7 protein-coding genes and 1 riboswitch are annotated in these 9,921 nt (G+C 70.8%); of the genes, 3 read left to right on the top strand and 4 right to left on the bottom strand.

All coding sequences use genetic code 11. From position 1 onward, the window contains the following. The coding region (locus AB0D04_RS11825) for a helix-hairpin-helix domain-containing protein (RefSeq protein ID WP_362702009.1) at positions 1 to 1,019 on the top strand (1,019 nt) is incomplete at its 5' end. Here the strand turns inward: AB0D04_RS11825 and AB0D04_RS11820 are convergent. Then, a complete protein-coding gene (locus AB0D04_RS11820) occupies positions 929 to 1,312 on the bottom strand; it encodes a PRC-barrel domain-containing protein (RefSeq protein ID WP_362702008.1) in 384 nt (127 codons plus the stop codon). The two genes, AB0D04_RS11825 and AB0D04_RS11820, sit on opposite strands and share 91 nt — an antisense overlap. A gap of 114 nt (positions 1,313 to 1,426) precedes the next feature. Then, positions 1,427 to 1,524, top strand: a riboswitch (glycine riboswitch). 188 nt (positions 1,525 to 1,712) lie between these two features. On the opposite strand from AB0D04_RS11820, the gene gcvP reads away from it, so the two are divergent. Then, positions 1,713 to 4,598, top strand: a complete 2,886-nt coding sequence (gene gcvP, locus AB0D04_RS11815) for an aminomethyl-transferring glycine dehydrogenase (RefSeq protein WP_362702006.1) — start codon at positions 1,713 to 1,715, stop codon at positions 4,596 to 4,598. Positions 4,599 to 4,715: 117 nt separating this feature from the next. Here the strand turns inward: gcvP and AB0D04_RS11810 are convergent, their stop codons facing one another. Together AB0D04_RS11810 and AB0D04_RS11805 are read right to left on the bottom strand one after the other, a co-directional pair. Then, the gene (locus tag AB0D04_RS11810; RefSeq protein WP_362702004.1) at positions 4,716 to 4,919 is read right to left on the bottom strand and encodes a DUF5999 family protein; all 204 of its coding nucleotides are present in this window, start codon (positions 4,917 to 4,919) and stop codon (positions 4,716 to 4,718) included. A 300-nt stretch (positions 4,920 to 5,219) separates the two neighbouring features. Next, positions 5,220 to 5,810 (bottom strand): hypothetical protein, encoded by a 591-nt coding sequence (locus tag AB0D04_RS11805; RefSeq protein WP_362702002.1) that lies wholly within the window; start codon positions 5,808 to 5,810, stop codon positions 5,220 to 5,222. 602 nt (positions 5,811 to 6,412) lie between these two features. Between AB0D04_RS11805 and AB0D04_RS11800 the strand changes: the two genes are divergently transcribed. Further along, entirely contained in the window at positions 6,413 to 7,963 is a 1,551-nt protein-coding gene (locus AB0D04_RS11800) for a glutamate-cysteine ligase family protein (RefSeq protein ID WP_362702000.1), read from the top strand. A gap of 8 nt (positions 7,964 to 7,971) precedes the next feature. Here AB0D04_RS11800 and AB0D04_RS11795 read toward each other — a convergent pair whose 3' ends face one another. Further along, positions 7,972 to 9,870 (bottom strand): substrate-binding and VWA domain-containing protein, encoded by a 1,899-nt coding sequence (locus AB0D04_RS11795; RefSeq protein ID WP_362701998.1) that lies wholly within the window; start codon positions 9,868 to 9,870, stop codon positions 7,972 to 7,974. Between the last annotated feature and the right edge of the window lie 51 nt (positions 9,871 to 9,921).

The raw sequence follows: 9,921 nt of genomic DNA, 5'->3' as shown, positions 1-9,921 counted from the left end.
GGTCGAGGGCGGAGGTCGGCTCGTCGAAGAGCAGCGCCTTGGCGAAGCCGGACGGCCTGGTGGTGATCGAGCCCGGTATGGAGCGGGAGCTGCTGGGGCCGATGCCGGTGCGGACGCTGCCGGGGGTGGGGCCGGCGACGGCCGAGGCGCTGCGCCGGGCCGGTATCCACACCGTCGCGGAGACCGCGGAGGCCGGTGAGGACGAGCTGGTGCGGCTGCTGGGGAAGGCGCACGGCGCCGGGCTGTATGTGATGGCGCTGGGGCAGGACGACCGCCCGGTGGTGGCCGAGCGGGACGCGAAATCCATTTCGGTCGAGGACACCTTCGAGGTCGATCTCACCGACCGGACGCGGGTGCGGGGCGAGCTGGTGCGGCTGGCCGAGCGCTGTGTGCAGCGGCTGCGGGAGGCCGGGCGGTCCGGTCGCACGGTGGTGATCAAGGTCCGTAACTACGACTTCTCGACGCTGACCAGGTCGGAGACGCTGCGCGGGCCCACCGACGACCCCGCTGTCGTACGGGAGGCCGTGGCGCGGCTCCTGGAGACGGTGGACACCACGGGCGGGGTGCGGCTGCTGGGCGTGGGGGTGAGCGGGCTGGCCGACTTCACGCAGGAGGATCTGTTCGCCCAGCTGGCGACGGAGCAGGAGGCCGAGGAGACGGCGGCCAGGGCGGCGGCGGAGCCGGCGGCGGGCGGGGTGGGTGAGCGGGAGCCGGAGGAGGAGCGGCCACGCCGCTGGCATCCGGGGCTCGATGTGGTGCACGAGGAATACGGCGCCGGATGGGTGCAGGGCAGCGGGGTGGGGAGAGTGACCGTACGTTTTGAACAGCCGTGGTCCGCACCGGGGAGGGTGCGGACCTTTGCCGTCGACGACCCGGCGCTGCGGCCGGGGGAGCCCTTGCCGCTGGTGGGCGGCGAGCCTGCGGGCGGTCAGTCCTCCGAACCGGCGACCCGGCCGAAGTCCTTGTCGCCCGAGGACGGGACGGAGTCGGAGGCCGGGGAAGAGATATCCAGCCGGTAGTGGTGGTAGAGCTGGAGTTCCTGCTCGGGGGAGAGATGGCGGCCCACCCCGAAGTCCGGGGCGTCCTTGATCAGCTTGCGGTCGTAAGGGATCCGCAGCCCCTCGTCGGCGAGCTCGCTCGGCTCCAAAGGGACGAAGGCATCCCGGCTGAAAAGGCCGGTCCGTACGGCGGCCCATTCGGGTTCGCCGGTGGCGTCGTCGAGATATACCTCATCAATGGTTCCGATTTTGGTGCCGTTCCGGTCGAACGCTTTGCGGCCGATGAGGCTCCGGGGATCGATATCTGTTTGCACAGCCCCTCCTAGTGGTCGCAACTGCACTGTGACACCTACCAAACGGCACATTTCATGCCTCGGCCACTCGAAGGATTCCCGGACAGGTGCGCTGGTAGGCTGACTTTTGGCCGCTGACCCCATGCGGGAGAGTCCCTTGCCGTTCGCGGTGGGGGCGCCGAAGGAGCAACTCCTCCCCGGAATCTCTCAGGCATCCGTACCGCATGGACGAGGTCACTCTGGAAAGTAGGGCGGGCCGCGGAGGACACAGCGCCGGGACCCTTCCTCACCGACGGTGAAAGCCGGCCCGCAGCCTGCGGGCCGGTGAAGCTCTCAGGTTGAGATGACAGAGGGGGAGGCCGTCCGGGCACCCACGCCGTGGTGCCCCTCGTAGGTCGCAGTGACCAGGAGGCCCCCGCAGATGACCACCAATCGCATCTCCTTGACCGAGCTGGAGCGCGGTACGCCTTTCGAGCGCCGGCATGTCGGTCCCGACCACGAGGCGCAGGCAAAGATGCTCGCGCAGGTCGGCTACGGCTCGCTGGACGAGCTGACCGCCGCCGCCGTACCCGACGTGATCAAGAGCGCGGAGGCCCTCGGCCTGCCGCAGGCCCGTACCGAGGCCGAGGTCCTCAAGGAGCTGCGCGGCCTCGCGGACCGTAACCAGGTCCTGTCCTCCATGATCGGCCTCGGCTACTACGGCACGTTCACCCCGACGGTGATCCTGCGCAACGTCATGGAGAACCCGGCCTGGTACACGGCGTACACGCCCTACCAGCCGGAGATCTCGCAGGGCCGCCTGGAGGCGCTGCTCAACTTCCAGACCATGGTCGCCGACCTGACCGGACTGCCCACCTCCGGCGCGTCCCTGCTGGACGAGGGCACCGCCGCCGCCGAGGCGATGGCGCTCTCCCGCCGTATCGGCAAGGTCAAGCAGGGCGTCTTCCTGGTCGACGCCGACTGTCTGCCGCAGACCATCGCGGTGATCGAGACCCGTGCCGAACCGACCGGCGTCGAGGTCGTCGTCGCGGACCTGAGCGACGGCATTCCCGCCGAGGTCGCCGAGCGCGGTGTCTTCGGTGTGCTGCTCCAGTACCCGGGCGCGTCCGGTGCGGTGCGGGACCCGCGCGCCGTCATAGCGCAGGCCCAGGAGCTGGGCGCGGTCGTCACCGTCGCCGCCGATCTGCTCGCCCTGACGCTGCTGACCTCGCCCGGCGAGCTGGGCGCGGACATCGCCGTCGGCACCACCCAGCGCTTCGGCGTCCCGATGGGCTTCGGCGGGCCGCACGCCGGCTTCATGGCCGTACGCGAGAAGTTCGCCCGCAGCCTGCCCGGCCGCCTGGTGGGCGTGTCCGTCGACGCCGACGGCAACAAGGCCTACCGCCTCGCGCTGCAGACCCGTGAGCAGCACATCCGCCGCGAGAAGGCGACCAGCAACATCTGCACCGCGCAGGTGCTGCTCGCCGTGATGGCCGGAATGTATGCGGTCTACCACGGCCCCGACGGCCTGCGGACGATCGCCCGGCGCACCCACCGCTACGCCACCGTGCTGGCGGAGGGCCTGCGGGCCGGTGGCGTGGAGATCGTCCACGGCGCGTACTTCGACACGCTCACCGCGCGGGTGCCGGGCCGGGCCGCCGAGGTCGTCGCTGCGGCCCGCGAGGCCGGTGTCAACCTCCGACCGGTCGACGCGGACCTGGTCGGCATCGCCTGTGACGAGACCACCGGGCGTGCGCAGCTGGCCGGTGTCTGGGGCGCCTTCGGGGTGCCGGGCGACGTCGAGCAGCTGGACGCCGTCGCTGCGGAAACGTTGCCGCAGGAGCTGCTGCGCAGCGACGACTACCTCGCCCACCCGGTCTTCCACCAGTACCGTTCCGAGACGGCGATGCTGCGCTACCTGCGCACCCTCGCCGACAAGGACTATGCGCTGGACCGCGGCATGATCCCGCTCGGCTCCTGCACGATGAAGCTGAACGCCACCACCGAGATGGAGCCGGTCACCTGGCCCGAATTCGGCCAGCTGCACCCCTTCGCGCCCGCCGACCAGGCACAGGGCTATCTGACGCTGATCCAGGAGCTGGAGGAGCGCCTCGCCACCGTCACCGGCTACGACAAGGTCTCCATCCAGCCGAACGCCGGATCGCAGGGCGAGCTGGCCGGTCTGCTGGCCGTCCGCGCCTACCACCGCGCCAACGGGGACGAGCAGCGCACCGTCTGCCTGATCCCGTCCTCGGCGCACGGCACCAACGCCGCCAGCGCCGTGATGGCCGGGATGAAGGTCGTCGTCGTCAAGACCGGCGAGGACGGCGAGGTGGACGCCGACGATCTGCACGCCAAGATCGAGAAGCACCGGGACGAGCTCGCGGTCCTGATGGTGACCTACCCCTCGACGCACGGCGTGTTCGAGGAGCACATCACCCAGATCTGCGCGGCGGTGCACGATGCCGGCGGTCAGGTCTACGTCGACGGCGCCAACCTCAACGCGCTGGTCGGCCTCGCCGAGCCCGGCAAGTTCGGCGGCGATGTCTCGCACCTCAACCTGCACAAGACCTTCTGCATCCCGCACGGCGGCGGCGGCCCCGGTGTCGGCCCGGTCGGCGTCCGCGCCCACCTGGCGCCGTACCTGCCCAACCACCCGCTGCAGCCCACCGCGGGCCCCGAGACGGGCGTCGGACCGATCTCCGCGGCTCCCTGGGGCTCCGCCGGCATCCTGCCGATCTCCTGGGCGTACGTCCGCCTGATGGGCGGCGAGGGCCTCAAGCGCGCCACCCAGGTCGCCGTCCTGAGCGCCAACTACATCGCCAAGCGCCTGGAGCCGCACTACCCGGTGCTCTACACCGGCCCCGGCGGCCTGGTGGCGCACGAGTGCATCATCGACGTCCGGCCGCTGACCAAGGCGACCGGTGTGAGCATCGACGATGTGGCCAAGCGGCTCATCGACTACGGCTTCCACGCGCCGACGATGTCCTTCCCGGTGGCCGGCACGCTGATGATCGAGCCGACCGAGAGCGAGGACCTCGACGAGCTCGACCGGTTCTGCGACGCGATGATCGCCATCCGCGCGGAGATCGAGAAGGTCGGCTCGGGGCAGTGGGACAAGGACGACAACCCGCTGCGCAACGCCCCGCACACGGCGGGTGCGCTGGCCGGTGACTGGGCGCACTCCTACAGCCGCGAGGAGGCCGTCTTCCCGGCCGGTGTCGTGGCTGCGGAGAAGTACTGGCCGCCGGTGCGCCGGATCGACGGTGCCTTCGGTGACCGTAACCTGGTCTGCTCGTGCCCGCCGCTGGACGAGTACGACGGCTGATCCGTCCGTACGGGTTCCGCGGATTCCGTAGGGGCATCCCGTACAACGTTCCGTACAACATCAAGGGCCCTCGGCAGATCTGCCGGGGGCCCTGTTGTACTGCCAGGCGCTGACGGGTCAGGCGACGCTGGCGACCCGTTCGGCCTGGGGCCGGTGCGGGGCGATGACCTGCCCGTCCGGCAGCAGCTCACCGGTGTCCTCGAAGAGCAGGACGCCGTTGCACAGCAGGCTCCAGCCCTGTTCGGGGTGGTGCGCCACGGGATGCGCGGCTTCCCGGTCGCTGGAGTCTGCGGACGGGCAAGGAGGTTGGTGCTGGCACATGGAAGTTGTCTTTCGCTGCGGTGTGAACGTCGTTGTGCGGCTCGACGAGGTGGTCATGGCCGCTCCCCCGTTTCCATTGGTTGGTCCCAGTGTTGCCCCACGGACGGGTTTCCGCAGGGATTTCGCAGCAGTAGTACTCACTGGATAGGGACGCATCACCCGTGCGGGCGGTTCAATTGCTTTCGGCCCCAAGGGGGTTGGGAGTGTTTTAGGGACACTGGACCGCCCGGGTGAGTGCAGCACTGCGCCCCGCGGCCGAAAGGGGGCGCGGGGCGCAGTGCCGGGCGACGGCGTGCGCCGTCAGGCGGCCGGCGAGTCGAGCAGCGGGCCGGGGGTCAGGCGGAGAGTGAGCCGGGGGAGCAGATCGGCGACCCGCTGCGGGCGGTGCGGGGCGATGCCCGGCGGGGCGGGCGCCAGCGGTACCAGCAGGTCACTGGGGGCGGGCAGGCCGGAGGCGCCGTCCGAGGCGATGTCGTGATGCAGCCACAGGGTGAGCATGTACAGCTCCGGTACGGACAGCAGCCGCGGCTGGTACGGCGCGGCCAGCGACTCCGTCTGCGCGAGTGCCTGTTCGGTTGCGGTGACATAGGGGCCGCCGCAGAAGTGGGAGAACGTCCAGCCGTCGGCGGTGAGCATCGCCTCGGCTGCCGCCACGGCGCGTTCCCCGCTGCGGACCAGGAAACGCCAGCCGGCCAGGCGGGTGCGCGGCGGGCCGCCCACGCGGCTGACGTCGTCCCACACGTGGACGGGCAGCGGATGGTCGGGGCTGAGCGGACCCTGATGGGCGCGCAGGGCGGAGGTTGGAGCCTCGCGGACGGCGGTGGGCGAGCCGAGGGCGGCGAGAACGCTGCGCAGGGCGGGCGCAGGGGCAGGGGGGAGATGCAGCGGCATGGTGAGTCGCCTCTCACTTCGGAGACACGGTGAAGCCGGGCAGGTGCGGACGGCGCTGTCAGCATGCGGGGCGGAGCATGGCCGACCGGAGCGGCGGACCGGTGGGTCGGCCGCAGTGCCCCGGCGCGGGTGAGAACACTGCAGCACTGGCGCCAACTCTCTGCCTCGTGTGCGGAGTTTATACGACGTATGTTCTGAAAATGTTTCGGCTACTGGTCTTGTGAATTTCCGGCAAGGCGGAAACAGGACCCTTCCGCGGGCCCTTCCGCAGGGTGATTTTCGCCGCTTTGTACGGGCCTTTTTGGGCGCCACCTCGCATTTCCTCGGGAGCGTGGTAGGCCGGATCTCGTCGGTGTTTTTTACAAGAGAATTGCGGATGGCGATCGCCGCCGAGATATGCCAGCGGCGAGTGCCCCGAATATGCCCTGGTGTGTTCCGGCCGCTCCACCACTTCGAGCCTATCGGCACCGGCCCGTCCCCGAGGCGTTATCGATCAGATTGCCGGGGCATCATCGACCGTAGCGCGTGCCCCGGTGGTGTCGGGGACGGCCCCAAACGGCCCGTGGCCGCGGGCCGTTCGTTGATCGAGGAGGGACCCTTCGATGGGGGAGAAGGTCGCCGCGGACGGGATCGACCTGGCCGACCGGGAGCGTTATCGAAGAAAGCTCCACGACTGTCTTACGGGATTGCGCAGGCTGCTGGCGGAGAAGCGGTTCGACCGGCCGAGGAATCTCATCGGCCTGGAGATCGAGCTCAATCTCGCGGGCGCGGACGGACTGCCCCGCATGCTGAACTCTCAGGTGCTGGAACGCATCGCCAGCCGTGATTTCCAGACCGAACTCGCCCAGTGCAATCTCGAGGTCAACATCACCCCGCACCGATTGGCGGGCCGCGTCCTCGACCAGCTCGCCGAGGAACTCCGTACCGGCCTCGCCTACGCCGACGGAAAAGCCCGCGAGGTCGCCGCCCGGATAGTGATGATCGGCATTCTGCCGACCCTGACCGCCACCGACCTGACGGCCGCCAACCTCTCCGCGATCGACCGCTATGTGCTGCTCAACGACCAGATGCGGGCGGCTCGCGGCGAGGACTTCGCGATCGACATACAGGGCGTCGAGCGCCTGGTCTCCCGCTCCGCCTCGATAGCGCCGGAGGCCGCCTGTACGTCCGTACAGCTGCACCTCCAGGTCACCCCGGGCCGCTTCGCCGCCGTCTGGAACGCCGCGCAGGCCATCGCCGCCGTGCAGGTCGCCGTGGGGGCCAACTCGCCGTTCCTGTTCGGCCGTGAGCTGTGGCGCGAGTCGCGGCCGCCGGTCTTCCAGCAGTCCACCGACACCCGGGCGCCCGAACTGCAGGCCCAGGGAGTGCGCCCGCGCACCTGGTTCGGGGAGCGCTGGGTGGACTCCGCGTACGACCTCTTCGAGGAGAACCTGCGCTATTTCCCGCCGCTGCTGCCGATCCCGGGGGCGCAGGAGCCGCTGCGGGTCCTCGACGAGGGCGGGGTGCCCGACCTGGCGGAACTGGTGCTGCACAACGGCACGGTCTACCGCTGGAACCGCCCCGTCTACGGGGTCGCCGACGGCGCCCCCCATCTGCGGGTCGAGAACCGGGTCCTGCCGGCCGGCCCCACCGTCGCCGACGTCATCGCCAACACGGCCTTCTACTACGGCCTGGTACGGGCGCTGGCCGAAGAACCCCGCCCCATCTGGAAACGCCTGCCGTTCGCCGCCGCGGCCGCCAACTTCGACACGGCCTGCCGCTACGGCATCGACGCCTGCCTCCACTGGCCGCGCTCCGGTCGCGCCGGCGGCGTCGCCGAGATCCCGGCCGTACGGCTCGTACGCCAGGAACTGCTGCCGCTGGCCGCGGCCGGGCTGGATGCCTGGGGAATCGAACCGGCCGACCGGGACCTGTATCTCGGCATCATCGAGGACCGCTGCGCCCGCCGCGTGAACGGCGCGTCCTGGCAGGCCGCGGCATTTCACCACGCGCTCCGCCAGGGCCTGGACCGCGACGCCGCGCTGGCCGCGATGACCCGGCGCTACAGCGAGCTGATGCACGCCGGGGAACCGGTGCACACCTGGCCGGTCGCCTGGGCGGTGGGGACGCCGCCGGCCGTACCGGGCGCGCGGCGTACGGTCGAGAGCGCGTAGGGCGGCGTCTAGCGCGGGCCCTTCATGCCCGCCGCCATGATCGCCTTGAGGATCACCTGGTGGATCTGCGACGGGTCGTTGACGCGGTGCGCGGAGCCGCCGGTCGGTGCCACGATGCGGTCCAGGGCCGATTTATCGGCCTCGGGGCCGATCGCGATGGCGATCACCGGTACCGGACGCTTCGGGTCCGCAAGCTTCTTGAGCTTGCCGGTCAGGGCGTCCAGCCCGATGCTGCTGGAGTCGTCGTTGGCGCCGTCGGTGACGATGACCAGGGAGTTGAACTTTCCGCTCGCGTACGTTCCGCAGGCCTTCTTGTACGCCGCGAGCGTGGTGTCGTACAGGCCGGTGGCACCGTTGGGCACCGGGGCGAGTGAGCCGAACGCGGCGGCGAGTTCATCGCGGTGGGTGCCGCCGTGCTCGCCGCGGTCGCCGAGGCGGCTCGTGGGGGACAGCTCCAGGTAGTCCTTGTCGCCGTCCAGGTGGGTGGCGAATTTCCACAGCCCGATCTCGTCCTCGGGCGTGAACGTCGCCAGCGCCTGCAGCAGCGAATTCTTGGCGAGTTCCATCCGGGACCGGCCGCCCTGGCCGGGGACCGCGTTGCCCATGGACGCCGAGGCGTCGACGACCGTCGCGATCCGGGCGCTCTGCACGGTGATCGTCCACATGCCCAGCAGCGCCTGGAGTTTCCTGGCCGACGGGGGATCGGCGGGGGCGGCGGTGTACGGCTGCGGGTCCTGGCCACCGGCCGCACGGGTCACCTTGGCGTCGGCCTTGCCATGGCCGTCGCGGAAGCCCCGCTTGTGCAGCTCGCGCTGTCCCGCGGCGCCGCCGAGCAGGGTCATGAACCGGCTGGCGGCGCGGGTCTGGTCGGTGCTCAGCCTGTCGTCGTCCACCAGGGTGTACGGGTAGTCGAGCCGGGCGGTGCCGTCCTGGGGGTAGAACAGCTCGAGGTCGGGGCCGCTGACCGGGCCGGTGTTGTGGGCGTGGGCGGCCTGTTCGGAGAGCAGCAGCGCCTGGTTGCGGCGCGGATTGCCCTGTTCCGCACCGGAGCCGTCGCGCGGCAAGGTGGCCAGCACCTGGCTGTCGCCGTCCGCGACCCGTTCGTACAGGAGCTTGGCCGCGGCGGCGGTACGGGTGTCGGCGTCGCCGCCCTCCCTGGAGCCCTTGCCGTCCTTGCCGTCCTTGGCATGGGAGGCGTTGATACGGGCCAGTGCGAGCAGCCCGGTGGCGCTGCGGGCCGGGTCGGCGACGCCCAGGCGCAGCGTGTCGTCCGTGGTGGCGGTGCGGGTCAGCTCGGACCAGGTGTAGGTCTTTTCCGGCCAGCCCAGCGATTTGGCGGCGGTGGGGACGGCGCCCAGCGCGATCGGCGAGGAGGCGACGGCGCCGACGGCGGTCAGCTCGGTGCCGTTCTCCGAGCCGACGCGGTCCACCCACAGGCTGGAATCCGGTATCCAGACCTGGAACCCGGGGTCGGCCGGCCGCTGCCCGAGGGAGTCGGCGACCTCGTAGGAGGCCCGCGCGGTGACCTTGACGTCCAGGCATCTGCCGTCGCTGCGCGTCTCGTTCTCGCGAGCCCTGGCGGCCACCGTGCCGAGTGCCGGGGCGATATCGGGGGAGGCGAGCACCCGCAGTCGCACCGACTTGCCGTCGCACGGCTGGGCGAAGGGCAGCAGATCGCTGCGCAGTGCCACGACGGAGCCGGCGGCGACGGCGACAACGAGGGCGGTGGCGATGACGAGGGTGCGGCGGCGGGTGCCCCCTGCTCGTGGGGGTCCCCCCTGCTCGTGGGGGTCCCCCTGCTCGTGGGGGTCCCCCTGCTCGAGCGCAGCCGAGAGCTTGGGGGAGGAGCCGGGACGGGCCCCCGTGCTCTCCGGTGCGGACGGATCGGGCAAGCTGTGACGTCCCATTGCCGTAGCGCCTCTCCTGATACTCGGAGCCCGGTTCCCGGACTCGATCGG

Origin of the sequence: Streptomyces sp. NPDC048483 (genome assembly GCF_040651455.1) — a bacterium.
Taxonomy (GTDB): domain Bacteria; phylum Actinomycetota; class Actinomycetes; order Streptomycetales; family Streptomycetaceae; genus Streptomyces.
The sequence above is the reverse complement of the archived record's forward strand: the minus strand, read 5'-3'. Positions and strand labels throughout refer to the sequence as shown.

Coding starts and splice junctions, on each gene's coding strand:
- AB0D04_RS11810 (WP_362702004.1), bottom strand. CDS start 4,919: ATGTGCCAGCACCAACCTCCTTGCCCGTCCGCAGACTCCAGCGACCGG.
- AB0D04_RS11805 (WP_362702002.1), bottom strand. CDS start 5,810: ATGCCGCTGCATCTCCCCCCTGCCCCTGCGCCCGCCCTGCGCAGCGTT.
- gcvP (WP_362702006.1), top strand. CDS start 1,713: ATGACCACCAATCGCATCTCCTTGACCGAGCTGGAGCGCGGTACGCCT.
- AB0D04_RS11795 (WP_362701998.1), bottom strand. CDS start 9,870: ATGGGACGTCACAGCTTGCCCGATCCGTCCGCACCGGAGAGCACGGGG.
- AB0D04_RS11800 (WP_362702000.1), top strand. CDS start 6,413: ATGGGGGAGAAGGTCGCCGCGGACGGGATCGACCTGGCCGACCGGGAG.